Source organism: Legionella saoudiensis, from assembly GCF_001465875.1.
Lineage (GTDB): Bacteria > Pseudomonadota > Gammaproteobacteria > Legionellales > Legionellaceae > Legionella > Legionella saoudiensis.
Genome location: NZ_LN901324.1, coordinates 1709615 through 1734201, shown reverse-complemented (window position 1 = coordinate 1734201; position 24587 = coordinate 1709615). Strand labels below are relative to the sequence as shown.

The window sequence follows — 24587 nt, the reverse complement described above, 5'->3', positions numbered from 1 at the left end:
GTTTCAAGAAAGTACTTGAAGGCTTCCTGCTAATGCTAAACGAAAAATGTTTGGCTGAATTCGAATTATTATTGTCATTTAAGGATAGCAGGCAATGTTGAAAAAAGGTGCATCTTGACTATATCTTTACCATTTATTTGAGGGGTAGTCTAAGTGTCGGAAAAAATGCAATTTTTTACATAAACTGTTACCGCTTGCAGCTTATCTTTTATGGCGAATTAAGGGTTCGAACAGCGATAAACATAAAGGCTATATTCTTTCTGTTTAAACGCATAATTACGTGTAGGTATTCTTTGACATTGGGAAAAATGCTGTGCTAGGCAAGCACTACGGTCATAAATATCAATATATAACGCTTCTTTTAACGTTTTCTCGTTAATTTGCTGATGAATGGCAGTACTCCATTCCGCGTATTGATTTTGTTGGGTATCGCAACCTAAAGTATAAACGGTGGGATTATGGTTAAGGAAAAATAGCATTCTGGCGGCAAACCAGCCTGAGGTTAAAACTGGTGCGGTTAGTAAAGGATAATCTGCATTGAATTGTTTAATTAAATGGTAGGCTATAAGCTTTTTTGATTTAACGATAGGATAAGTATGGTTATTATCAATAACAATAAAAAAACTTATTAACACATAAATTCCAACTAGAGCGCTGGCTAATTTACGATAAGAAAAGACTTCAAAACAGTATCCTAATAATAGAGCACTGCTAATTAAATAGGGTGCGAGCCAATATTCGCGGATTTCTGCTTTACTTGCGGTATATAAGTAAAAACAAAGAAAGGTAATGCTCACAATCCGACATAATTTTACGATTAGCCCATTCTTCATATCTGATGTCCCTGTTCCCCATAAAAATGGGGGTATAAGCATCACATTCAGACAAGGAAGAAATAGTTCAATAAAAGTTTTTCCTGCACTCACAAGAGGATTAGCTTCAGCATGGAGCTGATGGGTTGTGAGTTGATAAATAAAGGATTGCCATTGATGTTGATAATTCCAAATAATAACAGGACTAAAAATGCCAAGTGATAACAATAAAGACAAATAAAAATGTTTGTTTTTAAAAATTGAGCGATAAGGGCTGGATATGAGGAAAAGGAGCAGAGCAAGAATTAAGACGATGCCAGAATATTTAGACAGCATCATTAACCCAGTGCTGGCCCCAATAAGATAGAGTTCTTTATTGTTATTTGTTTTTAAAAATTTTACAGTGAAGTAAAGGGTGAGGGCCCAAAATAAGGTAAGTGGTGTGTCATAAGTTGTTTGTTTTAATATATCAAGGGTTACTAGCGGGGAAAATAGCCAAGAAAGAGTAGCAATGTAGCTGGCTTCTTTCGATAAAAAAAAGCGAGCGGTTTTATAGATAATCCAACTGGTAAGCGCTGCAGTTAAAATGCCTACGAGGCTTAGCGCAAAAAGAGTATGACCCCATGCTGATGTGGCCAGTTTTATTAAATAGGCGATCATGGGAGAGCCATCATAATAAGATAGAGCGAGGTGACGGCTCCATTCCCAATAATAATAGGTATCAAAAGACAATAAATTGATGGGTGCTAACCCTAATAGCACCATGAAATAAAAAGCGAGAAGAAAGCCAGTAACTCGTGTATTGATCATAGATTTAGCCGTCACCTTAATTATTCAGCGCAAGCTTTTCTCCCCAAATGTGGCGGGAGTAAGTGAAATAATTTAAAAGGGACATTAAGCCAATACCAACACCCATAATTATATTTTCTTGCAGTGCTCCATCACCAAAACAAAGGAGGCCAAGACGTAGCCAATAGCTTTGTAAGTAAATAATACTAATCGAGTAAATTGAAAAAAGTGCGAGCCTTTGCATTTTTAGGGCCCGTGAAATAGGGTAGCGTGTGCGGAAAGTAATTTTATTATTCAAAATAAAATTATTAATAATGGCAGCAAATACGGCCAGCTGAGAGGCGCTAAATGGAGAAAGATGTAAATAGTTACGCAACAGATTATAAACTCCAAATTGCACCGCCATGCCCATAGAGCCGACCAGGCACATTTTTAGATAGCGTCTAAGCTCGTAATAGCGTAGGGTAAATACAACCCGTAACGAGTCAGTGATACTATTTTTGGGCAGCTTGCTGTCTCCTAAATCCCGATCAATGAACTCGATAGGAAACTCGCAGACTCGCGCTTTGCTTTTATGAAGTAACCATAATAACTGTAATTTATACGCATAGTGATTAGTTAAAAAGCGCTGCGGTAGAATTTTTAATAAGTGCTGACGGCGCGTTGCACGAAAGCCGCTGGTGAAATCTTTGTATTTTGGGGTAAGTACAGCTCTGGCAATGTAGTTACCTAAAACGGAAAATAATTTGCGATGAAAAGCCCAATCTTTCGGAATACTGCCGCCAGGGACATAACGACTACCCACGACACAATCACAGTGTTCTAATTGTTCCAACATTGGCGCAATATATTTGGGTTGGTGGGATAAGTCGGCATCAAATTCAAAGATGATATCTGCTTTCATTTCATTAAGCGCATAATTCATCGCTTGCAGGTAAGCGGAACCTAATCCTGATTTGGCTAATTCCGAACATAAATGTAATTTTGAATAGCGCGTTTTTAATGATTGAACAATGGCTTGAGTCTCATCAGTAGAGGCGCTATCAAAAATTAATATGTGTAATTCATAATTGAGAATAGTGTCGGTTGCAGCAAAGACTTGCTCAATGGTGGTTTTAATGACAGAGGCTTCATTGTATGTCGGAATAATGATAACCACTTTTTCCTTAGTGAGAAGCGCATCCATAGGCACATCAAGAGCATTAGATTTATTTGCATCAAGAGTCAATTTTATATCCGACAGAGGAATATTTTGGCTAGAGTGTATCAATTAATTTTTGTAAAAAAAAGGTGTATTTATTCATGGAGAAGAGGGTTTATTTATGAAGGATAGTAGCTGGCTGCTGTGACAGCCAGATCTACCTTACGCAGCAGCATTATTAATGATCACATGCATCCCGATTACAGCTTGGTACCTAGGGTTAAACTTACCGATTCAATCGCATTTTTTGCTGTTTCTCTAAAGTGCAGTAGGTAAGGTTGAGTTGAATGAACGTCAAAGGCGTCTTTGGATTCAAAGCATTCAGTCATAGTGAATATGCGAGGGTTTTCCACGTTTTGATAGAGCTCATAACTAATGCATCCTGGCTCGGCTCGAGTAGGAGCAAGTAGGGTTAATAGGGCTTTATGTAGCTCCTCCTCCTTACCAGGTTTCGCGATAAATTTTGCAATACAGAGTAAATTTGCCATTATTTGTTCCTTAGTTACGGCCTATAGTTTTTATTTTCGAAGATTTCTATTAACTCTGCAATAAGTACTTAAAACTTACTTTGGATTGAAACCGCTTTCTCACATAAGTTGCGTAAGGCCATTCCTATTTGCTTAGCCTCATCGCCATTTAAACGATAATTCTCTTTTAGTTTGATTGGGTCGGTAAAGCTTAACCAAACCTCCCCGTTAGAGTCTTCGGTAACCATTACTCTTAAGGGCAAGTCTAGAGCTATCGCAGGGTTTTCTTGCATTAATGCAGTTCCTTTAGCTGGATTTCCTATAATAAGTACCTCGGTAGGTAATAAGTGTTGACTCACTTTATTGGCTTCCCCGCTGTGATCGATATGAGCAAAAATTTTCCCTCCTTGTTTGTTGATTATTGAACTTAATCGCTCAATAGTTTGCGGCACTGAATAGGGACTTTGTAAGGTTTCTGCTGTTAAACCACCATCCATTGCCGCTAATTTAATGTCAAAGGCGGCTGCAATTTTACGAGCTAAAATATCTAAATCTGCTAAATTCTCTTTATTAGCTAATAGTGTCACACAAACCAACTCATTCGCAGCAGTAAAACGGCTTAAAAAAGCAGAAAATCCTGGAATATTGCCTTTAATATGCATTAATCCCGAATGGCCTGGAAATGACCAGCCCGCATTTCCAGTAATTTTCTGATTATTTAGTATGGGGCTTTGATATAAGAACGCTCTATTGGCTGCATTTTTAACGAGAATGCCTCCTGCCAGACCAATATCCCAAATGCTAATGTCTTCAGAAGAGGCAAGAATACCGCTATTAGCATAAGAAGAGGTCCAGCTTATTTCCGGAACGCTTGCCTGCTCCTTGGAATGCCCAACAGCGTGCTCTGTAGGATTTACAAGAATAGGATTGTTTAAAAACTCGCTATGTTTAAATGGAATAGTACCATTGCCAGTTTCATTTTCCACTGACGATAGGCTATTGATAAAAAAAGTATGTTTTAATCCCATACGCTCTATCTGATTTTTAGTCACATAAGCTTCGTAACTCATGCCACTGGCCTTTTCTACAATAAGCCCGAGTAGATAAAAATTAGATGCACTAATTTGAGCTGCCGTTCCTGATGAAAATAATAATGGCTGTTCGCTAATAAAGTTAATAATCTCCGTAGCAGAATAGGGCTTGTGGTAAGAAAAGTGCTCACATGCCGTATAGTCAGGTATTCCTGAACTGTGCGTTATCAAATGGCGAATGCTTGTTTTTCCCCAGGAGGGGGGAGCGAAGGAGGGTAGATATGCCATTATGGAGTCATCTAAATTTAATTTTTCCTCTTCTTGGAGTTGCATAATCGCTACTGCCGTAAACGCCGTGCTAATTTGCCCTATATTAAAAAGCGTCCGGGTTGAAACCAAGCGTTTAGACTGTACATCCGCTAATCCGTAGCCAACGACACGTGTAATATATGGAGCTTGTACAATGGCTAGAGACATTCCGGGAATAGCATGTTGCTCCATGTATTCAATAACAAGATCATCCACCGATTTTCCTTGATAAATGGTGCGAAAGTCTCCGCGACTACTTCCATGCTTATCCATTGTTAGCTCCTCACGACAATTATTTTAATAATAGATGATTCTTAAGTATTTTTCTGGCCTTATTTCGGACACTTGGCTTTTGTTTTGGTCTTTGTTCGGGTAGAATAAAATTTTTATCCGGCAGGAATAAGAGGGGCTATGCAAAGCAAAGAAGAGCGTGGCAGACAGTGGTTAGGTGCTAAAGCAGATACGGAATCTGGGCAAGCAAGATTACTAACCGCCTTATTAATGAATGATTATATTCAATCAGTAAATAATTTGGGGATGATTAAAGAGGCATTTGCAAATAGCTTCAACTCTGAGTTATTTATTCGTTTAGATATTTTTAATGCTCGGGAACGAGGCGCTATATTATTTGCGAAGTTGACTGTCGATGAAGCGCTAGAGAAGCTACAGCCTGCTGGAAATCAAGACTTGTGTAATGCCTTACACGATTTAAGTAATATTACAGGTCATCTTTTTAATACCAAAATACCCTCAGCAGAGGACGTAAGAAAATTACTCCAGATAGTAAACAATATATTAGATTTAGATGATGCCGTATTTACCGATAAAGCACTGGCAGCAAATTTACTATTTACCCTCTTTTTTATACTTAATTTAGGGGAGCCAACATTACAGTCGCTAAATGCTTGGGCTTTAAAAATGGTATCCTGGGTTATTCCTATAGCTGAAATACGAGAAAATGTGGAGACGCTACTGCAAAAAGCAGAAGCAAAAGCCTCGATGCTTGCTCCTAAGCCAGAGGGAGTTGAGGAGCTTAATGTTATTGGACTTGCCCAAGCCTGTTTTAACCAACAGAGTCTCTCTTTACTTACTGCGGAATCTGATGAACAGGCCAGAAACACCAACGAGCTTGTGGTGCAAAAGAAGTTGGCGAGAGTCGAAGAAGTTATGAGTCAGACTTCTGCCAGTCTTTTAAATTTAATGACATTACGAAGCAATAATCAGAAGCTTGGAGCAAAAATTAAATCGCTCAAAGCATTTCTTACGGCGGTAATCGAAAATGAGAGCCGTGTCTCTGGTCGCCTGTATTTTTTAGATTTGCTAAATAATAATTTCACTGCTTATCAACTTTTGCTAGAAACCTTGCCTGAGCAGGAAAAGGAAATTTTTGAGGCCATGGTAAATCAATTAACTAAAGTCTCAGAGGAAAAAAATCTGTCGCAGCAATTGTCTTATGGCCTTAGCTGGCTTGCTGTACCCGTAACGCATAGTTATCGTTACCTTACCCCGCAAAAAATACAGGATGTTGCGATAAACGTGATGCCATCTACTCGGGATAGCGAATGCAAGAGGGCGTTAAAATTATTGTTAACGCAGACTCTGGACCAACTTAATAGCACGATGCAAGCGCAACACAAAGAAATTACTCGTATTAATAATCAGTTATTTCAGCAGAATAATGAGATAAAACAACAAGTTTTAAGCGAGTCTGATGAGAATCTTCTGTTGCTCCAAAAATCGGTGACCCTGACAGAACAGGCGGTGCATACATATAATAGTTTATTGTATTCCGCGCGAAAAAATATGGAGTTTCTACGCCAGCATCAAGCTGAGGCAGAAACTTTGGCGCATTTTATCCAGGTACATAATACTTTTTGGGTAAAGATTTCCAATTTTTTTGCGCAAATTTGCTGGTTATTTAAAACAGATGCTGCATTGATGGTGGATACCGTAACTCGATGCCATACGAAGCTTGATCAGTTGAATAGAAAATACCAGCAGGCAATTGATAGCGCGCTTAAGCAAATTGAACAAGATGAACATGTGGATACGAATATTAAAAAGCAGCTAAGAAAACAGTTTAATACGGAAATAGATAGAGAATATAAAGAGCCTTATAATCGTTTGGCTGGGAATCGATCCATCCGTCTATTAGTAAAAAATCTGGAGCGTCTTTTTGCGACCAATCCTCAGCCTTTGCAACCTGTTTTGGAGTCTAAAGAAGCTGTGGAGTCTTTAGAAGAGTTAAGTTTTAACTATTAAGAAAAATGCTTGTATTATTCTTATCATTTGATTAGTATTTGCCCAATTTTAATCATAATAAGGAAAATTCATATGTTTACTTTTTTTAGTCAAGACAGCAGTTTTGACAAAACAATGCAGGTTTTAAATACTGGCGCACTAACTTTAGCTGCCATCCAAATGGTAATGGACCCAAGCACCTCATTTCGTTTTGGTTTCGATCTGGCAACACATGGTTTAACGATAATTGCATTTAGAAATAAAGATACGTTCTGGGGCCGTTTAGCAGCTTCTGGAGCCAATTGTGCGAGATTAGGCGCTATCTATGCTGATGCGACAGGCCAAGGGTTGTTTGGGATTGCTGAGGTAGCAGATGCGGTATTGCATAGTGCTAACGTAGTAGGTACCCTCCTCTCTGGTTCTTATGAGTCAAAACCGGAGAATACTCCTAGCCCTAGCCGTGGTTAATGCCTGCTGGCTCATAACTTTAGGTATCAACAGTTTATTTGAATATGTTCCCTTGGTTCGAAATGTCATCTTTCGTGCAGGCAAAGATTCATTCTCTTTGGCACTTTGCCCGCTTATGGCGAGGGCAATAAAATGAGAGGGTACATTCAGTCCCGGGACTCAATTGCAATGCTAATCGATTTATTTTCTTGAATATTTTTCCGTCCATAGGCAGCCAAAACCTCCACTCACACTGCTAAATTTGAGCTATATTAAATAATACAGGACTAATAATAATAAAAAGGACCATGTCATGAGCGCTCTTCTGCTATTGGCTTTAGCAGTATCATCCTATTTGCCGCCAGTACCTGTGCAGTTTATTGAGCAACAACAAAAAAAGGTGAATGATGATATTCGTTTTATCAATGGATTAGTCCCTGTTGCTTCGGCTGGACATTCCAGTGCTCAAGCCATTAATGATATGAATCTTATGCTTCATAATCAAGCACCTCATTTAAATCAGCAAGTTATTAATAAAGTATTGATGACCTTAGAATGCGCTAAGGAATATAAAGTGGATCATAACAACATCCTTACTATTATTGATTATTCAATGCCCTCAAATGAAAAACGCTTGTGGGTTTTTGATTTAAAGGAAAATAAATTATTGTTCCATACTTATGTGTCTCATGGCATTAAATCAGGAGCTTTAGTTTCCAATTATTTTTCCAATAAATACAATAGTAAAGCCAGCAGCATCGGTGTTTATCAAACTCAACAGGCTTACTATGGGCGCGATGGCCTGTCGTTGCGTTTAGATGGTTTAGACCGCAATTTTAACGATAATGCTTCAAATCGTTCGGTGGTTATGCACTCAGGTTGGTATGTAGAGGAGAGTTTTATTAAAAAATATGGGCGCCCAGGACGTAGCTGGGGCTGTCCTGCCTTACCTTTAGAAAACTCAAAAGCCATTATTAATACCATTAAAGATAAATCATTACTGGTAATTTATTATCCTAGTGATAATTGGTTTAGCAAATCAAGATTTTTGAATTGCGATAAGGATGTTGCATCCCATCTTAATAACCAGATGACTTTAAGCATGCCAGATACTGCTCCTGACGATCAGCGTGAGGCTATTTTATTTGTGAGTAGTGGTTATCATGGGAAAGCTACGGAAACTAATCCAGTAGCAGTAATTTCTGCAGAGGTTTATCAACGTATATTCCATACCACTGCACCTTTAAAGCGAATGTTAAGGCGCCAAATTAATAATGCGGAATACATTGCTTTAAGCACCTCGGAGTTGAATTATTTAGCGACTAATAATCCAGCAGATTTAAGTGCAATTTCCTTTGTGATACCTACAATGAAACAAGTCCGCGGTGGCTATTTTGAAACGCAAATGCAGGTAGTTAACTTGGGGAAGATTAAAGAAGTAAAAGCAAATGGGACTCAAGGAACTAGCTTTACTATTTATTTTGAAGGAAGACCAACAATTAGTTTAAATGCCTCAACTCAATTTATACGATGGGTAGGATTATAGTTAGTTACCTGACTGCTTGCAGCCAGGTTTTTAAAAAGACCTGACTGCAAGTGCTACAATTACATATCTTCTGGGCGTTCGTCACTATCACGTAGCTCAACCCACATGGCATTCAATATTGCAAAAGCACAGGCTAAACCAGTGCCCAAAATCCAGGAAAAATACCACATAAATAACCTCCTAATAGGCCGTTTCTTGATTCTTAGTAATCGTTTCTTCAGTTACTTTCCCGCGTAGCACCCGATAAACCCAAGCGGTATAACCTAGAACTATCGGCATGAAAACAGCTACGGCGACCAGCATAACAAACAGCGTTAATTGGCTTGAGGAACTATCCCATACTATTAAGCTCTGCTCAGGGTTTGTGGACGAAGGGAGTATAAATGGAAACATGCTCACTCCTACCGTTGTAATAATCCCAATCACTGAAAGCGCGCTGCAGACGAAAGCTATTTTTGCCCAACGAGCAAGAAGCAAGGCGCCAAGTGCGGCTAAAATTCCTACAATAGGAGCGATTAACGTAATCGGTATATTTCGGTAATTATTAAACCAAGCATCCGCTTGCTGGGCTGCTGTTTTGTAAAGCGGATTAGATGGACCATCATGAGGTACCACGGCGGTTAGCGCATAACCATTGATGTCATAATGCAACCAGAATCCGGCCGCAATAAAAACAAGAATTGAGAGGATGGCACTAATTCTTCCAGCGCGGATAGCCCGGCTTTGTATATGGCCTTCTGTTTTAACGTTAAGAAAAAAAGCCCCATGCATGGCCAGCATGAAGACGGATAAAAGTCCACAAACTAAGGCAAAGGGATTTAGTAGAGCCCAAAACGTGCCGGTATAAAATGGGCGTAAGTGGTCATCAAAATGGAATGGTACACCTTGCAATACATTGCCTATAGCTACTCCAAATATAAGTGCTGGGACAAAGCCACCAATAAATAAAGCATAGTCCCAAACGGTTCGCCAGAGCGGGCTATTGACTTTAGAACGATATTTAAATCCTACTGGACGCAAAATTAAGGCAAGTAAGATTAAAAACATAGCTAAATAAAACCCTGAAAACGAAAGGGCATATAGGGCCGGCCAGGCTGCAAAAATAGCGCCACCGCCGAGAATAAACCACACTTGGTTTCCTTCCCAGGTGGGCGCGATGCTATTAATCATAATCCGCCGTTCCATATCGGTCTTAGAAAGCCAGGGCAGCCACATCGCAACCCCTAAATCAAAGCCATCAAATACTGCAAAACCAATCAGTAAGACACCAAGCAGTACCCACCATATAACACGTAGTATTTCATAATCTAAGGGCATCATCATTCTCCTAGTGAGTAAGATTATCAGGGCCAAGACGGATGTATTTAATCATCAAATACACTTCAACGATGGCCAGCGTGCTGTAAAAGAGTACAAAACCCGAAATTGAGGTAAGTACTTGCGTTGTACTGACAGAAGAAGTTCCCATCATGGTGGGCAATACTCCTTGCACTACCCAGGGTTGACGGCCATATTCCGCAACTACCCAGCCTAGTTCGGCAGCAAGCCAAGGTAAGGGAAGGGCACAGAATGCAATACGGTGGTACCAGCGGGAGGTATGTAATTTATGTTTTGCAGATAAGTAGAAGCCTACAGCAAACAGTAAAATAAAGAAGAACCCACAGGCCACCATAATGCGGAATGAAAAGAATAAGGGGGTGACATGAGGCTTAAGATCCTGAGCTGCCTTATCAATTTGTTCTTCAGTTGCATCCACTACATTTTCTGTATACCTCTTTAACAGCAGACCATAACCTAAATAGTCTTTATGCGCGGTGAAGTCTGCTTTAGCTTGAGCATCATTACGGTCTTTTTGTAAACGAGTTAAAGCGTCATAAGCTAGCATCCCTTCTTTTATATGCCCTTTACCTTGAGCAATAAGTTCCGCAATACCTTCTAATGGTTGATTAAAGCTGCGGGTGGCAATGATTCCTAATACATAAGGAATTTGGATTGCATAGTCCGTAGTCATCGTTTTTTCATTGGGAAGGCCGATTAAGGTTAACCCTGCTGGTGCCTCTTCGGTATGCCATATTGCTTCAATCGCTGCGAACTTCATTTGTTGGACATCATAATCAAAGTGTCCACTTTCATCGCCTAAAACGACCACTGCTAAAGCAGAGGCTAGCCCAAAGCTTGTTGCCACTGTCATGGAGCGTTTAGCGAAGGCAAGATTACGGCCTCTTAATAAAAAATAAGCACTGATGGATAAAACGAAAATGGATCCAGTAACATAGCCGGCGCTAATCGTATGGACGAATTTGGCTTGGGCTACTGGATTAAAGATAACCGCAGCAAAATCGGTAACCTCCATGCGCATCGTTTGAAAGTTAAATTCAGCACCTACAGGGTTTTGCATCCAACCATTAGCAATTAAAATCCATAAAGCAGAGAGATTCGTACCTAAGGCCAACATCCAGGTACAACACATATGTTGTACGCGACTTAGCCTATCCCAGCCAAAGAAAAATAAACCGACAAAGGTAGCCTCCAAAAAGAAGGCCATGATTCCTTCCAGCGCTAATGGCGCGCCGAATACATCGCCGACGTAATGAGAGTAATAGGCCCAATTCGTCCCAAATTGAAACTCCATAGTTAATCCGGTCGCAACACCTAACACAAAGTTAATTCCGAACAGTAAGCCCCAGTATTTGACCATTTTTCGCCAAATCTCGCGCCCAGTCATGACATAAACTGTTTCCATAATAGCCAAGATTAACGAAAGCCCAAGGGTTAACGGGACAAATAGAAAATGGTAAAGAGCGGTTAAAGCAAATTGTAGACGGGAAAGATCCACAAGATCACTACCAGGTATCATGGTTCACCTCACTTGTAAATAACGCGAATCTAAGTAAGAATCGCATAAAATAGAAAGCTATTACGGCGCTTTAGAAGGTTCTTTGGCATATGCGTTGCCTAACAACCATTGCTCCGTATTTTTATTGGGTTTTTCTACATTTTTGAAACAGACAGCCCACAGCGCGAATAGTAGGAAAAATTTTACTATTAAAGTCAATAAGATATCACGAGTCAGTGGTTTTATCATGGCATCACTCCTCTTTTTTGAACATACCAAACTTTAATGATTCGGCAATTAAATTGGCTCTTTGAGTTATTTCTGCAGCAGCCTCCTTAGGTAAATGATTTAATGCTTCTTGTTGGAATAGGTTCAACCAACGGATAAAGTGTGTTTCGTGGATCGGGGTGAGTTTTTGGAGTATTACATGTTTTTGGTAGGCATTACCGTGATATTCATTGGTTTTTAGCATGACACTGTTCCAAAATTGACACAGTAAAGGAATATGTTCATCCCAATTTACTTGGGCTACATCATTAAAGACAGGCCCAAGCAGTGCATCGGCTTGTACTTTTTGATAAAAGTGAGTTACGAGTGTTTCTATATGTGCTTTGGTCAGTGTGGTCATGATCTACTGCCAATAGGTGTAACTTCAACAATATAGAGGGCACATATTATGAGGCGTGTATTGGAAAGTTACTAATTTTGAGATGAAACTAATAATAATAAAATTAGATTTCAAATGCAATTTTAAATCGGGGTTTCTTGCTATTTTTATAAGGGTTTACCATTAGTTTGAGTGTTTTCATGCACTGGTGGGGTTATAGGTAAAGCCGGGGTAACCTGCTGCATGAAAAAGCTAATTTTTTTAAAAGCCTCTAACGAATATTGGTCCTTAGAGACGGTTTGATTTTGCTCATGCAAGTTTATTAATGTAGCAAACTCTAGTATTAAGCTTTCTAGGTCGTGTCTTAGGCTTGCTTGCTGTTGTAATGATTCATGTAACTGTTTTTGAGTTGTTTCAAGCTCTAGGTTTATTTGGGAGGTGCTTACCGCAAATTGCGAAAGATCTTTTTCTTTACTAGTGACAAATTCCTGCAATTTTTGTTTCAGGAGCTCTTGATGCTCTTCTTTAAGTAATGCAGAATTTGATAAAGAAATTACCGTATTTTTAAGTGCCAATACGGTCCGAATCATTTGCTCATGCTCGGTTTCCATTTGGGCGCGTGTTTGCTCTAAAAGACGTATTTTTTCCGAAAGTTGAACTTGAGCCTGCTCTGAGTGCTCAGTGACTTCAGCTAATTGTCTTTCAGTTCTTTGGAATAATTCAGATTGTTCCTGATTAATTTTGTTCAGGTCAGTAATTGTCCGTTCATGAGTATCAATCACGGTCTCTAATCTTCCTTTTGCTTTCGTTAATCCATCTATCTGTATGATTAATGCAGCGGTTTGCTCTTTTAAGTGACTAATATTTCGTTGCATTTGTTGGTTTCTTTCTTGCATGCTCTCGATTTCATTCTTAAACTGCTCATGAATATTAGTGATTAAACCAATCAGACTGCCCAGCAAATTAGTAAGATTTTCCATGATGGTTTTAAATTTCTGGGTGTTATGCATAAGCAGGCTGTGATGATCATTAAGTAAGAATGCAACGACAATATACCCTGCCATAGCTACGATGCTGACAGCCAGGCTAACCATTAATAGTGAGAACGCCAATAAAAAACCAGCGGTGATTTGTGCCCAAAGTGGCCATTGTCCCCAATACGCCGCTGCACGAGAAAGCAGGCTTTTATTATCGGCAAATGAATCAATTGCGGCTTCGAGGTCGTGCTGTAATTGGCCTAATTGCTTACAAAGCTGATCAATTTGCTGTAAAGGTAGTTGTTTCGGATTTGAAGCAGTATTCTGGGCAACTTTAATTCCCTTAGCAAAAGCCATTAATTAGTCCTTCTTTCTTTATAATCAAGATTATAGGTAAAAACGCGGCGGCATTATTGCACATCTGAGCTTTAGAACCAAACAGTAAAATAGCTAGTTTAGACAGCCCATCATGCTATGCTTAAATACAATTTGAGCTATACTAAAATTAAATAATAAATAAAACTAATGGGGATGTATCATGAGTGGAAATACGATGAGTAAAGTTATGCGTACTGCGGTTTTTGCTCTTGGCCTATTTGCTAGTGCGGCATGTAGCGCACATGGTGGCGGTGGCTGGCACGGTGGCGGCGGTGGTTGGCACGGCGGTGGTTGGCATGGATATTATGGTGGTGGGGGCTGGTGGGGTCCTGGTGTAGTAATTGGTGCTCCCCTCGGCGGCTACTATTATGATTCTGGGTGCCAAACCGTTCGCGTATGTAACAATTATGGCCACTGTTGGTTGCAAGAATCCTGTTATTAATCCTTCAAATAATTGAAAAAACCGTGGGGTTGTTCAAACACGGTTTTTTAATTTGTGTGTAATTAAAATGAATTATGCCATAGCCTATTGAAGTCCCACTCTTACTACAGTTTCTTTCATGTTCCCCCGGCCGCTTATTTTTTGTGATATTATTGTGCATTTTACTGAGTACATAGAGACATTATGGAAAATACCTTGGAATATTTGAAACATTTAAAATGGGAGCATATAGCCTTTTCTTTCATGCTACTCTTTTTTGGCTATTTTTTTGCTAAAAAAATTAGTGGCTTGGTTGGCAAGTTTATTGAAAATAAATTCTCCAAGCATCATGCAATGCTTTCTAGCCGTGTTGTTTATTATGGGCTCTTTTTGTTATTTTTAGTTTCCGCTCTGCATGAGATGGGATTTAAACTCACCATTTTATTAGGTACAGCGGGGTTATTTACCGTTGCTCTTAGCTTTGCATCTCAAACAGCGGCATCAAATCTTATTAGTGGTGTTTTTCTCCTTTTTGAACGCCCCTTTAAAGTAGGCGATGTTATTTCGATTAAAGACATTAAGGGCACGGTTGAAACCATTGATTGGTTATCAACCAAGATTAAAACTAGTGATAATCGTTTGATTCGCATACCAAATGAAGGGTTAATTAAATCGGAAATTACCAACCTAAGCACTTACCCGCAAAAACGCGATGAAATAGTTCTACGTATTGATTCAGCTCACAATATTAGCAATATTAAATTACTGCTTAAAGAAATTTGTGAAGAGTGTGTGCATGTTTTGCCTAAGCCTGGCACCAAAATTTTATTATCACAAATGTTGGATAAAGGGGTTGAGTTGAAAGTGTTGTATTGGTCAAAAACCGATTTAGCGTTAGTTCGTGATGAATTATTAACTGCAATTAAGACTTCTTTTGAACGTGAAGCAATTAGCTTTGTTCCGGAGCGTTCATTCGCTTAAACCGTGTAAGATGTCAACGAAAACGCAGTCATTACATTAGCAATGACTGCGTTTTAAGCTGAAGAGTTACATCTTGGGGACATAGGAGCTTGATTCTTCTGCAGCAGAAAGCTCAATTAGGCTTACTGAATCTAGTGTATTTTCTTTGTCACTAGTTATGGTATCTTCCAGCGATACATTGGTATTTAGTTCATGCTTATTGATAAACTCTAATACTTCTTCCATGGATGGCGGCTCTTTAGAGAGCAAGTTGTTAATCAATTGGCGTAACTCTTTACCTTGTTCACTACGAAAAACAGGCTGCTTAAAGTTATAAATATTACGCCAGCCATCATTGGACGTTTGAAGTTGTGTTGGCGGTTCACCGCAAGCCAATTCATAGAGTGTAGTTGCCAAAGTTTGGCATTGAAGCATTTTCAAGTTAATCTGATTTTTATTAAATACACTGGATTGAAAATAGGCTTGACTCGTGCTGGTACGATTGATGGGGACCTCAAGTTCTGATGAGGAAATTAATCCTTTGATATCACTAATAATAATATCCTGCTCGTCATTTAGCAGTATATTTCCAGGTTTTAAATCGGTATACCAAATTTGTTTTTCATTAATAGCGATAAGAAATTCAACTAATTTTTTTGCATAGCCAACGAGTTCTTTGTCAATATCTGCAGTAGTAATGTATTTTAAGTCCTTTCTATTTCTTAATGCCTCAAAATGCTGTTGTAGATTACCTGAGGCATAAAACTCACTGTATTCTAGATAAGTTATTTCGTGGTGATCTTCGGCAACAAATTCTAATAAGTAAGGCTGGGGGATTTGGGGCAAGTCTTGAATTTGCTCTCGTATAAGGCGAGGAGACACTCCTGAATCCTCATCATTTTTATTCATTCTTAAAAATCGAACTACAAAACTGTCATCTTCATGGTTGATTTGCACAATAGGGTTATTATTACTGTGTATCGCGGTAACCTTATAACCTTTATTTACTTTACTAAGCTCCCCTTCGACCAGGGTCCTAAAGCTGTCTTTTCCTGTATAGCTCTCATAAATGGTGGGTAATTGTATTTGGGCTGTCAGATCCAAAATTTTGTTACGTAATTGGTTATTGCTTGCTTGCTGCTGAATTTTATTGTGTATGCTTTCTATGGGGTTTTCGATAAACCATATGGCAACCGTTGGTGTTAAATCATCCTTCTGGAGTCTTTTCTGATAGAAGTCATTAAGCTCTTTTACATAGCCTAATGCCTTTTGCGGGTCCGACTCATGATGTTTATTAATTTTCCTAATGAACTCATTGAGCTTATCTATTTGTAATCGTTTGGAACTGAACAAAGAACCACTGGATTTTATTGGTGTTAACATTATTCCCTAAACCTCACTCCTTTTATTTATGATTTAAATATAGACCATATGATTATTTGTTGTTCTTTTTTTGTAAAAAAAGGAGAAAAGGTCAACAGGCTAATTGTCACCCAAAGCATAACAATCTTTCGGCGATTTGCTTTAGAGTTGATTGAAATGAAAGATTAAAGAACCGTAATCTCGTGAAGCGCTTGCAGGCTTATCTTACTAGGTGTATGTTGGATCTTGAGGATTCTAAGAGTGAGGGTATTGAAATGGACTCAATGATCGAACTGATAGGATATGTTGCTTCTTTCTTAGTTTTTGCAACGTTTTATGTTAAGAACATATTAACATTACGTTTAATTGCGATTAGCTCCAATGTTGCATTTATTCTCTATGCTCTTGGTAGCGATTTGCATCCTATTTTTCTTTTACATTCCTTGCTATTGCCGTTAAATTTATACCGTATTTTTGAATTAAAAAGAAATATGAATAATTTAGATAGCGTGAATGCAGAAGTAGCAAGCTAATTGTCTCGAACGTAGTGAGGGATCTTTTGGGAGAGCCCTCACCAGGTTCAAGACATAATCTCGAATAGCCTTCGTATTTTGCTAGTATGGGCTATGAACGAAGTAGGCTGGGCTGTAAAGCCCAGCAGCAGAGCTTGAGTTTATTCCCAGTGCTGGGCTTTACAGCCCAGCCTACAAGCTACTAGGAGTTTCTATATTTATAGGGCTGGTAGGATCGTTTATCTTAAGACATTTACAATACGTTATTGTTTCGCCAGTTTCAGGTGCTAGGAATTCTTTATTGCTGAGTCCATGAGCAATCAGACGGCGTTTTAGATTAATTACCGGATCATTGATTTTTTCCATGGACAAACGAAATGTTTGGTGATGAGTCGCAATGCTTAAACTGCTTTGTAAATCAATGCTGGCTAAAATCGCTTCTTCAGGATTCATATGGTGGTCTTGCATAAACCATCGCGGCTCATAAGATCCGATTGGCAAAATGCTAATATCTGGGGCACCTAAGCGTTCATGTATTAATTTGAAATGGGGACCATAGCCTGAATCGCCACAAAAATAAACTTTTAGCGAGTTGCATTGAATCCAGAAACCGCCCCAAAGAGCCATATTAGTATCTTTAAATGTGCGCATTGACCAATGTTGAGCAGGAACTAGGGTAATCGTATGTTTTTCAGTTAATGCTTGAGTTTGCCACCAATCCAACTCCACTACCTTAGGAAATGTTTTTGCTTTTAAGTACTTACGGTTTCCTAAAGGAACAATAAATAAGGGTTGAAACCTCTGTTGTAATTTTTTGAGGGCGGGTAAATCCATATGATCATAATGATTATGGCTAATGAGTACGACATCAATTGTTGGTAATTCATCTAGCTCAATACCTGGCCTGCGGACTCTTTTGGGACCTAGCAACGACATGGGACCTGCTCTTTTGGAAAAGACGGGGTCAGTTAAAATATTCATATGGGGCAATTGGATTAGGTGGCTTGCGTGATTGACGTAAGTAATTGCTACTTCGTCTTCTTTTAATTGCGTTGCCAGCTCAGGCGTTGCTTTATTTTCAACAAAACGTGGCCATGGATTTTTGCCCTTGCGTTCCCGCAGCATTTTCCATACTTGCCCCCAGCTTTTGGTGGTTTTGAGCCCGGGATTGAAAAAAAAACTACCATTGCAATGATCCGATTTAGGATAACCTGAGGAAGATACATTCTGCTTTGGCTTGGCAAGCGAGTCATCAGTGCTTGGAGACATATCATTACGTCCTTGTATTGTTTTTGAGAATTATAGTCTAGGGTAGGTTTACATTTCTACTTCTCTGTCAAAAAGGCTTATTTTTCATATACAAACCGCTAAAACAGTGAGGTGGTTTCATTTCTCCTTGAGCGGGCAAGATAAATTGGGTCATGCCACATTCATCGGTGCGATATAAGGGAATATTTAAGGAGCTCATACTGGTTAAGGTCTTGGCATGAGGAAAGTGGAAACGGTTATCAAAGCCTAGAGAGGCGATTGCATAACGAGGAGCAGTTTCTAATAAAAAGCGGTAGGAGGATGAGGTTTTACTGCCATGATGAGGAACGATTAAGACTTCTGAGGCAAGCTGATGGCCATAAGTGGTTATCAAATAATCTTCAGCTTCTTTTTCAACATCTCCAGCTAATAACACACGCCCCTTGGCACTTGCGACTTGCAGGATACAGGAGTTATTATTTTTGTTTTTAAAGAGAGTATCAATCGGTAAAAAACGAAACCGTACTTGATCCCATTGCCATTCCGGATATTTATGGCAGTTTACCCCATGCCGGTAGTAACGTGGTTCATTTACCAAAAGTTGTTTGACAGGAATTGCTGCCTCGATTGATTGCAATCCACCCCAATGATCTTTATCTGGATGACTAATAACAATGGCATCGAGGCTTTTGATGTTTAATGTATCAAGGTAGGGCAAAACCACCATTTTTCCTAAGTCGCTGCCTTGAAAAAATCGATCGCCGGTATCATAGAGCAAAACATGATTTTGCGTCCGGATGCTCACCGCAAGTCCTTGACCGACATCTAAAACATCAACCCATGCTTCCCCTGGTTGGATAACTGGCCGTGAGGGGAAAAAAGGAAGTAGTAACCATAAGCATGCGAACCAGCGAAAAGGGTTAATGGGGAGTAGAACCCACATGAGTAAAGCCCCCATTAAGGCTAGAGTGAATTCAATGGAGGGTAATGAGCAGTTGATATTAATTGCGGCTAATTGTTCCGTCCAATGTAATCCCTGTAATAAAAAACTAATGGACCATGAAAGTGGATGCATGATTAATAGGGCCCACGAAGAGGTGCTAATTAGCATAGTGATTAAAGCGAGAGGGACAATAACAAAACCTACCAAGGGAATCGCAAACAAATTAGCTAAGAACCCATTAATAGACCCGTAAGAATACCAATGCACGGTAAGAGGCATTAGACCGATTAAACAGCTTAATTGTATGGCAAGAGTATTTTTATAGCTTTTGAGTCGCCAGCGTTGTTGGGTTAAAAATAAGCAAGATACTGCCAAGAATGAAAAATAAAAGCCTTGCATAAATACCGCATGTGGCTCGAGACAAAGTACCAATAAAAGGGCATAACGCCATATTTGCCATGGGGTAAAACGTTGTTTACCCATGCTGCAAATAGCGTAAAAAAAGCAGCCGATTAGTGCACGTTGTACTGGTGGCTCAAATCCAGCTAAAAAGGCATAAAATAAAGCAATGAGCGCCCCGCAGCTACTGGCAACATAGGGGGCGGGAACATAAAGGCAGGCTTTGGAACTGCGTGACCAAAGCCAGCGGCTAAGCCAGTACATAAGTCCAGATATAAGAGCAATATGCTCCCCAGAAATACCAAATAAATGGGTAGTACCCGTGCGCCGGAAGAGCTCCCAGGATTCTTGGCTAATGTTTCGCGTTAAATTTAGGGTTAGTGCTTCAATAATCCCTGCGGTAGTCTGATTTGGCGCTAATCGAGTTAATTTATCGCCTAAGGAGGCACGTAATTCAACCCAGTTAAAGCTTGAGCGTTTTTCTTTAATTAACCGTGCGCCGTGAGCGCGAATATAACCAGTCCATATGATGTGGCGTTTATTAAGTGATCTTATATAATCTGAGCTTCCTGGGTTTAGGAAGTTACGTGGTTTTTTTAGCTTTACCAAAAACTGCCAATATTGCCCAACCTGTAACACAGGAGCTTTGGTGTACCAGGCTAATTGCACTAAGCCTTTAGCCGGGTGCTGATTGAATTGCTCTAATTCAAAGAGGAATTGTGTTTTATGGGAATTATGTTGAGGAATAGAGACAATTTTTCCTTGGATAGTAGCATGTTGTATGACCGGACTATTTGGAAGCCCGCTGGGCATAACTAGCCATTGGTGAATCCAGGCAATGCAAAAGCCTAGAAGGAAAAAGAGAATAAGGGGAAATCTGGGAGTAATGTAAAACAAAAGTAAGGTAATTGCCGGTAAATAAAGATGAAAGGTATAGGTATAAAGTATGCCTAGGAAAAAGCAAAAAATTTCCATTTAATTTTCAGTGTTGGACTATCCTGCACGCATGGTAGGAAATTAGTAATTGCCTGTAAAGGGATTTTATTTACGGAAACCAGCAATCATTTTGTATTATTCCATTTACATCGATGGCTATTTTTTTATTATTTTGATCCACTAAAAATTGAGCGCAATGACTGTCTTTTGTTTGCCCTCCTATCGCTATTGCCCTAAGTGAATATGCTGTTTTACTTGGCTTGATTAGGTTAATAAGATAATAGTTTTGCGAAGATTTATGAGGGTAAGTAGGTAAGTGAGTGCAGTCTTTAGCATAGGAATTGTTTTGTGTATAGCATGCCTCTAATAGCATTTGCTCTTGAATTAAGCCGGTGATGGCGTCTACCCGATGTTTTTTTAAGATGAAAGATACATAAGAGGGATAAGTCATTACCGCAAAGCTTGTTAGGATAAACAATACGATTAATAGTTCGATTAAAGTAAAGCCAAATGTTTTTTGCGAATCCAAATCAAATCCTTTGGGAGGTTTAAGCGAAGGCTCTCCTGGATAAGTTCATTATACTCTTTCATATAACTTATACCACATCCTAGAGAGCCTTCTTCGCATTGGCACTAATGTCCTAAGCGTTTAATACTTAAAAATATCCTTTAAAAAACGAGGGAGTAGATGTACTGGCCTCATCCGCTTCCGACTCATTGGGCTGAGCTAATGAGCTAACGAAGCTAAGTTGTCTAGGCTTTCTTTTTTTCAGTGGCGGTGGAGTGCCTGGGCCTGATGACTCTGAGACTTCTGGAGTTGGAAGTTCTTGCTCTGCAAATAGAGGCACGGGTTGAGCACGTGGATTCAATTTTTTGGGTGCAAATAGTGACGTATTTCTTAATGCACGAAACGTTCCCGAAGGCCTTACTGGCTCGTCAAATAATGGAGTTGGCAGGTTTTCTTCTTCTAAGGGTTTATCATCCTCAAATCCGAGCCTTCTAGCTTTTTTTACATTAAAGGGAATGGGGGTAGGATGATCTTCTGTCTGAAGCAAGCGTCTACCTGGACTTTCGTAGTGCACAGTTTTAGTTGTTGCATCTTGTTTTTTCAAGTCTGATGTTAACGGCGTGTTTTCTGCAAAAGTTTTTAACCAGTTTCTGATATCGGTAATTGCATATTGGTGGGTGTTCTGTACCTTACCATTATGATCTAACTCCTCAATAGTTAAAACTTCAGGTAACTTGAATGGGAGGCGGTCTTCATTAATAGCAAGAATCGCTAAAATCCATTTAATAGACGCGAATGTAGGACGAAAATCTCCACTTTTATGATTAATTCTGATTAAGGTGGAATAGTCCTCACTCAAAAACAAGTTGCCAGCAGTTTTACAAAAAGCTGCATTTTGTGCATTACCTGTCATTTGATAATGTGCAGGGGCAGCAGGGCCAGTATCCTGTGATTCTCTGGCAAACCATGCTGTTTTATCTGTATCTACAAGGTAGCGTAAAGCGGGAACTTCCTCCCCTTGCTGCATTTCTGTTAATAGCTGGCCTAAAGTGGCTAGCGAATGAATAAGGTACTCGGATACCCGTGTTATCTTTTTCATATTATTAGAGCGAAATCTATCGCTTTCTTGAGGTGGAGTGGAAAAAAGTTGCTCTAATTTTGATTGCATAAAAAACGCCTTTAATCAATAAGATATGTTAAAAAAGGCGCGAATTTTACCACAGAAGTCACTTTTTATCCATTATTTTGATCTTATTTTTTCCTAATCGCTTTTTTTCTGGCTTTTTCTTATTTTCTGGTGAAGGTTTCCTATTTTTAGCAGGACCTCCTCTTCTTACTTGAGTTGGTAATGAGGAACTAGGAAGATGATGATTCGGTTCAAAGTCATCAATTTCAACCCGATCTAATTTGCGTTTAATTAGTTTTTCAATTGCTTGTAATTGTCCAATTTCATCAGCACAAACTAAGGAAACAGCCAAACCAGATGCTCCTGCACGCCCTGTTCGACCAATACGATGAACATAATCTTCTGCTACCTGTGGTAAATCAAAATTGACTACACAAGGCAGTTGATCAATATCAATGCCACGAGCAGCAATGTCAGTAGCAACCAGGATATGTAATTCACCTGATTTAAAATCTGCTAAGGCTTTGGTGCGTTGTGATTGCGACTTATTGCCATGAATGGCTGCGGCATAGATATGTTCTTCAGACAATTGTTTTACCAGTTTATTAGCACCATGCTTAGTTTTTGCAAAAACTAAGGTTTGCCCCCATTTGTTTTTATGAATTAAATGGCTTAGCAAGGCTGCTTTACGGCTTTTATCAACAGGATGTACGGTTTGTTTGATTTTTATAGCCGTGGTGTTTCTTGGGGATACATCAATTTCCACAGGCTTATTTAGCAGGCCTTTCGCTAAAGCGCGTATACCCTCAGAAAAAGTAGCTGAAAATAATAAATTTTGGCGATTTCGAGGCAGCATGCTGATGATGCGTTTAATGTCATGGATAAACCCCATATCTAGCATGCGATCCGCTTCATCTAAAACCAAAGTCTTAATTTCATGGAATTGGATGGCTCGTTGCTGATGTAGATCCAATAAGCGTCCAGGTGTTGCTACTAAAATTTCAACGCCACTACGTAGTTTCATCATTTGCGGATTAATTTTTACCCCACCAAAAACTACGGTTGAACGCAGTGGCGTATAGCAACCATACTGTTTCACACTGTCATACACTTGGGCTGCTAATTCACGGGTGGGGGTGAGAATTAACACTTTAGCATGATTGCCCTTGGCTCGGGGTTGCTCATGGAGCTTTTGTAAAATAGGCAAGACGAAGCTTGCCGTTTTGCCTGTTCCTGTTTGTGCTGAAGCAAGTAGGTCATGCCCACGCAAAATGGCAGGAATGGACTGCGCTTGAATAGGGGAGGGCTCAGTATATCCTGATTCATCAATGGCGCGCAGCAAAGGTTCGATTAAACCTAAGGATGTAAAACTCATGGTATTTCCTTAACTAAAAATGGGGATGTAGCTTAAATAGTTTCTAAATGGGTCAATGTGAATAAAATATGAATAATTGTATCATAGATAGGAGTTATAGGGTAATTAAATTCTTTAATAATTAATGGAGGCTGGGTGGAGCGCGGCAAAAAAAACTATACTTCCTAATGCTGAGCTTTTCAGCCCAGCCTACATTCTTGTATGACCTAAATTAATCCCAAGCCACAAAAGCATCAATATCCTTAGTATTTTTTCCAAGTTTCGGTTGCGGTTGAGGATGAAGCTGTGGTTTTGAGCAATGGATTGATGACTTAAAGGTTTTCAACGCGCGTTCTAGGCTGACAAAAGTATAGCCGTTTTCTTTATATAGATTAATAATATCCGGTAATACATAAGCATTAAGCAGATTTGCATGAATTAATAAGATTTGCGCTTGCTGACCATTGTGATGCTCTTCGGCACGCATCGTTTGCTGCCAAATAAAATCCAAATAAAAAGGCTTTAACTCTTCAAGGTAAGCACGGCGATTTAACTCAGGGACGGCAAGTAATCTTTGGTTGAAGACAAAATCTTTAGAGTCTACTGTGATGGGGGCGACCTGGTAATTCTTTTTGGCGAGAAAGCACAGGATAGCTTCTTTCTTTTGCCCAGAACTCATTGATAAATACGGATAACGGAAATATTTTGGCTCTGTTAATACTGGGGATAGGATTGCATCTGCTTCGCCAATTTCACGAATTGCCTCTTGAGTGCCAAGTCGCCCAAGATTAGCGTGGGTCAAGGTATGATTACCTAAGCCAAAACCAGCATCTCGAAACTTACGAAGAATTTCCCAGTTATCTTTGCGTACTTCACTGGCAATGATAAAGCCTGTTGCGGGAACCCGCTGCTTATTCATGGTTTCAATCATCATATTTAAATGAAAATTTCGATACTCACCAACAAAAGGTAAATCATCAATTGTAATTGAGATGAGCTTTTTTTCTGTGGAGTGCGATGCTTTATGGCTGCTTGTTTTGTGAGACTTATCAGCGGAGGCTTGCATTGAAGGCAGTGCAAAACTTACTGTAGGTAGGGCTGAAAAAAGCATTAAAGCGGGAACTATGTTCTTAATTATTAATTTAATTTTCATTAGGGCAAGATACAACAAGATTAA

23 protein-coding genes are annotated in these 24587 nt (G+C 39.4%); 6 read left to right on the top strand and 17 right to left on the bottom strand.

The window, feature by feature from the left end; all coding sequences use genetic code 11:
- Positions 1-218: 218 nt before the first annotated feature.
- The 4 genes from BN3124_RS16455 to BN3124_RS16440 all read right to left on the bottom strand — a co-directional run bounded on the left by BN3124_RS16455 (position 219) and on the right by BN3124_RS16440 (position 4882).
- Positions 219-1622 carry a glycosyltransferase family 39 protein gene (locus BN3124_RS16455; RefSeq protein ID WP_058535840.1) on the bottom strand — a complete coding sequence of 468 codons (1404 nt, stop codon included), beginning with the start codon at positions 1620-1622 and terminating at the stop codon, positions 219-221.
- 16 nt (positions 1623-1638) lie between these two features.
- Positions 1639-2787, bottom strand: a complete 1149-nt coding sequence (locus BN3124_RS16450; RefSeq protein WP_058535933.1) for a glycosyltransferase family 2 protein — start codon at positions 2785-2787, stop codon at positions 1639-1641.
- Positions 2788-3002: 215 nt separating this feature from the next.
- A complete protein-coding gene (locus BN3124_RS16445) occupies positions 3003-3290 on the bottom strand; it encodes a putative quinol monooxygenase (RefSeq protein WP_058535839.1) in 288 nt (95 codons plus the stop codon).
- Between the two features lie 68 nt (positions 3291-3358).
- Entirely contained in the window at positions 3359-4882 is a 1524-nt protein-coding gene (locus BN3124_RS16440; protein ID WP_058535838.1) for a serine hydrolase, read from the bottom strand.
- Positions 4883-5020: 138 nt separating this feature from the next.
- Here BN3124_RS16440 and BN3124_RS16435 point away from each other — a divergent pair, with 138 nt between their 5' ends.
- The 3 genes from BN3124_RS16435 (at position 5021) to BN3124_RS16425 (ending at position 8843) form a co-directional block, all read left to right on the top strand.
- Positions 5021-6871, top strand: a complete 1851-nt coding sequence (locus BN3124_RS16435; protein WP_058535837.1) for a hypothetical protein — start codon at positions 5021-5023, stop codon at positions 6869-6871.
- A 72-nt stretch (positions 6872-6943) separates the two neighbouring features.
- Positions 6944-7318, top strand: coding sequence for a hypothetical protein (locus tag BN3124_RS16430; RefSeq protein ID WP_058535836.1), 375 nt, complete (start codon positions 6944-6946; stop codon positions 7316-7318).
- 292 nt (positions 7319-7610) lie between these two features.
- Positions 7611-8843, top strand: coding sequence for a murein L,D-transpeptidase catalytic domain family protein (locus BN3124_RS16425; protein ID WP_058535835.1), 1233 nt, complete (start codon positions 7611-7613; stop codon positions 8841-8843).
- 59 nt (positions 8844-8902) lie between these two features.
- Here BN3124_RS16425 and cydX read toward each other — a convergent pair whose 3' ends face one another.
- The 6 genes from cydX to BN3124_RS16400 all read right to left on the bottom strand — a co-directional run bounded on the left by cydX (position 8903) and on the right by BN3124_RS16400 (position 13620).
- The gene (gene cydX, locus BN3124_RS16420; RefSeq protein ID WP_058535834.1) at positions 8903-9013 is read right to left on the bottom strand and encodes a cytochrome bd-I oxidase subunit CydX; all 111 of its coding nucleotides are present in this window, start codon (positions 9011-9013) and stop codon (positions 8903-8905) included.
- A 10-nt stretch (positions 9014-9023) separates the two neighbouring features.
- Positions 9024-10160, bottom strand: a complete 1137-nt coding sequence (cydB, locus tag BN3124_RS16415) for a cytochrome d ubiquinol oxidase subunit II (protein ID WP_058535833.1) — start codon at positions 10158-10160, stop codon at positions 9024-9026.
- A gap of 10 nt (positions 10161-10170) precedes the next feature.
- A complete protein-coding gene (locus BN3124_RS16410) occupies positions 10171-11700 on the bottom strand; it encodes a cytochrome ubiquinol oxidase subunit I (RefSeq protein WP_058535832.1) in 1530 nt (509 codons plus the stop codon).
- Positions 11701-11760: 60 nt separating this feature from the next.
- Complete coding sequence (gene cydP, locus BN3124_RS17235; RefSeq protein WP_196398935.1) at positions 11761-11928, bottom strand: cytochrome oxidase putative small subunit CydP; 168 nt, start codon at positions 11926-11928, stop codon at positions 11761-11763.
- 4 nt (positions 11929-11932) lie between these two features.
- Positions 11933-12307, bottom strand: a complete 375-nt coding sequence (locus BN3124_RS16405; RefSeq protein WP_058535831.1) for a group III truncated hemoglobin — start codon at positions 12305-12307, stop codon at positions 11933-11935.
- Between the two features lie 146 nt (positions 12308-12453).
- Positions 12454-13620 (bottom strand): coiled-coil domain-containing protein, encoded by a 1167-nt coding sequence (locus BN3124_RS16400; RefSeq protein ID WP_058535830.1) that lies wholly within the window; start codon positions 13618-13620, stop codon positions 12454-12456.
- A gap of 181 nt (positions 13621-13801) precedes the next feature.
- On the opposite strand from BN3124_RS16400, the gene BN3124_RS16395 reads away from it, so the two are divergent.
- Both BN3124_RS16395 and BN3124_RS16390 read left to right on the top strand, forming a co-directional pair.
- Positions 13802-14083 carry a hypothetical protein gene (locus BN3124_RS16395; RefSeq protein ID WP_058535829.1) on the top strand — a complete coding sequence of 94 codons (282 nt, stop codon included), beginning with the start codon at positions 13802-13804 and terminating at the stop codon, positions 14081-14083.
- Between the two features lie 183 nt (positions 14084-14266).
- Entirely contained in the window at positions 14267-15043 is a 777-nt protein-coding gene (locus BN3124_RS16390; protein WP_058535828.1) for a mechanosensitive ion channel family protein, read from the top strand.
- 66 nt (positions 15044-15109) lie between these two features.
- Here BN3124_RS16390 and BN3124_RS16385 read toward each other — a convergent pair whose 3' ends face one another.
- On the bottom strand, positions 15110-16405 hold the full coding sequence (locus BN3124_RS16385) for a protein kinase domain-containing protein (protein WP_058535827.1): 1296 nt from the start codon (positions 16403-16405) through the stop codon (positions 15110-15112).
- 254 nt (positions 16406-16659) lie between these two features.
- Between BN3124_RS16385 and BN3124_RS16380 the strand changes: the two genes are divergently transcribed.
- Entirely contained in the window at positions 16660-16917 is a 258-nt protein-coding gene (locus tag BN3124_RS16380) for a hypothetical protein (protein ID WP_058535932.1), read from the top strand.
- 171 nt (positions 16918-17088) lie between these two features.
- Here BN3124_RS16380 and BN3124_RS16375 read toward each other — a convergent pair whose 3' ends face one another.
- The 6 genes from BN3124_RS16375 to BN3124_RS16350 all read right to left on the bottom strand — a co-directional run bounded on the left by BN3124_RS16375 (position 17089) and on the right by BN3124_RS16350 (position 24476).
- Positions 17089-18165, bottom strand: coding sequence for an MBL fold metallo-hydrolase (locus tag BN3124_RS16375; protein ID WP_058535826.1), 1077 nt, complete (start codon positions 18163-18165; stop codon positions 17089-17091).
- 67 nt (positions 18166-18232) lie between these two features.
- Complete coding sequence (locus BN3124_RS16370; protein ID WP_058535825.1) at positions 18233-20461, bottom strand: DNA internalization-related competence protein ComEC/Rec2; 2229 nt, start codon at positions 20459-20461, stop codon at positions 18233-18235.
- Between the two features lie 70 nt (positions 20462-20531).
- On the bottom strand, positions 20532-20951 hold the full coding sequence (locus BN3124_RS16365; RefSeq protein WP_058535824.1) for a type IV pilin protein: 420 nt from the start codon (positions 20949-20951) through the stop codon (positions 20532-20534).
- A gap of 127 nt (positions 20952-21078) precedes the next feature.
- Entirely contained in the window at positions 21079-22098 is a 1020-nt protein-coding gene (locus BN3124_RS16360; protein WP_058535823.1) for a hypothetical protein, read from the bottom strand.
- A gap of 58 nt (positions 22099-22156) precedes the next feature.
- Positions 22157-23431 (bottom strand): DEAD/DEAH box helicase, encoded by a 1275-nt coding sequence (locus tag BN3124_RS16355; protein ID WP_058535822.1) that lies wholly within the window; start codon positions 23429-23431, stop codon positions 22157-22159.
- Positions 23432-23642: 211 nt separating this feature from the next.
- Positions 23643-24476 (bottom strand): polysaccharide deacetylase family protein, encoded by an 834-nt coding sequence (locus BN3124_RS16350; RefSeq protein WP_407927401.1) that lies wholly within the window; start codon positions 24474-24476, stop codon positions 23643-23645.
- Positions 24477-24587: the final 111 nt, after the last annotated feature.

Bases quoted from the DNA above. Each gene is read 5' to 3' on its own strand.
- cydP (WP_196398935.1), bottom strand. From the start codon at position 11,928: ATGATAAAACCACTGACTCGTGATATCTTATTGACTTTAATAGTAAAA.
- BN3124_RS16350 (WP_407927401.1), bottom strand. From the start codon at position 24,476: ATGCAAGCCTCCGCTGATAAGTCTCACAAAACAAGCAGCCATAAAGCA.
- BN3124_RS16405 (WP_058535831.1), bottom strand. From the start codon at position 12,307: ATGACCACACTGACCAAAGCACATATAGAAACACTCGTAACTCACTTT.
- BN3124_RS16395 (WP_058535829.1), top strand. From the start codon at position 13,802: ATGAGTGGAAATACGATGAGTAAAGTTATGCGTACTGCGGTTTTTGCT.
- BN3124_RS16425 (WP_058535835.1), top strand. From the start codon at position 7,611: ATGAGCGCTCTTCTGCTATTGGCTTTAGCAGTATCATCCTATTTGCCG.
- BN3124_RS16445 (WP_058535839.1), bottom strand. From the start codon at position 3,290: ATGGCAAATTTACTCTGTATTGCAAAATTTATCGCGAAACCTGGTAAG.
- BN3124_RS16440 (WP_058535838.1), bottom strand. From the start codon at position 4,882: ATGGATAAGCATGGAAGTAGTCGCGGAGACTTTCGCACCATTTATCAA.
- BN3124_RS16400 (WP_058535830.1), bottom strand. From the start codon at position 13,620: ATGGCTTTTGCTAAGGGAATTAAAGTTGCCCAGAATACTGCTTCAAAT.
- BN3124_RS16410 (WP_058535832.1), bottom strand. From the start codon at position 11,700: ATGATACCTGGTAGTGATCTTGTGGATCTTTCCCGTCTACAATTTGCT.
- cydX (WP_058535834.1), bottom strand. From the start codon at position 9,013: ATGTGGTATTTTTCCTGGATTTTGGGCACTGGTTTAGCCTGTGCTTTT.
- cydB (WP_058535833.1), bottom strand. From the start codon at position 10,160: ATGCCCTTAGATTATGAAATACTACGTGTTATATGGTGGGTACTGCTT.
- BN3124_RS16380 (WP_058535932.1), top strand. From the start codon at position 16,660: ATGGACTCAATGATCGAACTGATAGGATATGTTGCTTCTTTCTTAGTT.
- BN3124_RS16455 (WP_058535840.1), bottom strand. From the start codon at position 1,622: ATGATCAATACACGAGTTACTGGCTTTCTTCTCGCTTTTTATTTCATG.
- BN3124_RS16430 (WP_058535836.1), top strand. From the start codon at position 6,944: ATGTTTACTTTTTTTAGTCAAGACAGCAGTTTTGACAAAACAATGCAG.
- BN3124_RS16355 (WP_058535822.1), bottom strand. From the start codon at position 23,431: ATGAGTTTTACATCCTTAGGTTTAATCGAACCTTTGCTGCGCGCCATT.
- BN3124_RS16370 (WP_058535825.1), bottom strand. From the start codon at position 20,461: ATGGAAATTTTTTGCTTTTTCCTAGGCATACTTTATACCTATACCTTT.
- BN3124_RS16360 (WP_058535823.1), bottom strand. From the start codon at position 22,098: ATGCAATCAAAATTAGAGCAACTTTTTTCCACTCCACCTCAAGAAAGC.
- BN3124_RS16375 (WP_058535826.1), bottom strand. From the start codon at position 18,165: ATGTCTCCAAGCACTGATGACTCGCTTGCCAAGCCAAAGCAGAATGTA.
- BN3124_RS16390 (WP_058535828.1), top strand. From the start codon at position 14,267: ATGGAAAATACCTTGGAATATTTGAAACATTTAAAATGGGAGCATATA.
- BN3124_RS16450 (WP_058535933.1), bottom strand. From the start codon at position 2,787: ATGGATGCGCTTCTCACTAAGGAAAAAGTGGTTATCATTATTCCGACA.
- BN3124_RS16385 (WP_058535827.1), bottom strand. From the start codon at position 16,405: ATGTTAACACCAATAAAATCCAGTGGTTCTTTGTTCAGTTCCAAACGA.
- BN3124_RS16435 (WP_058535837.1), top strand. From the start codon at position 5,021: ATGCAAAGCAAAGAAGAGCGTGGCAGACAGTGGTTAGGTGCTAAAGCA.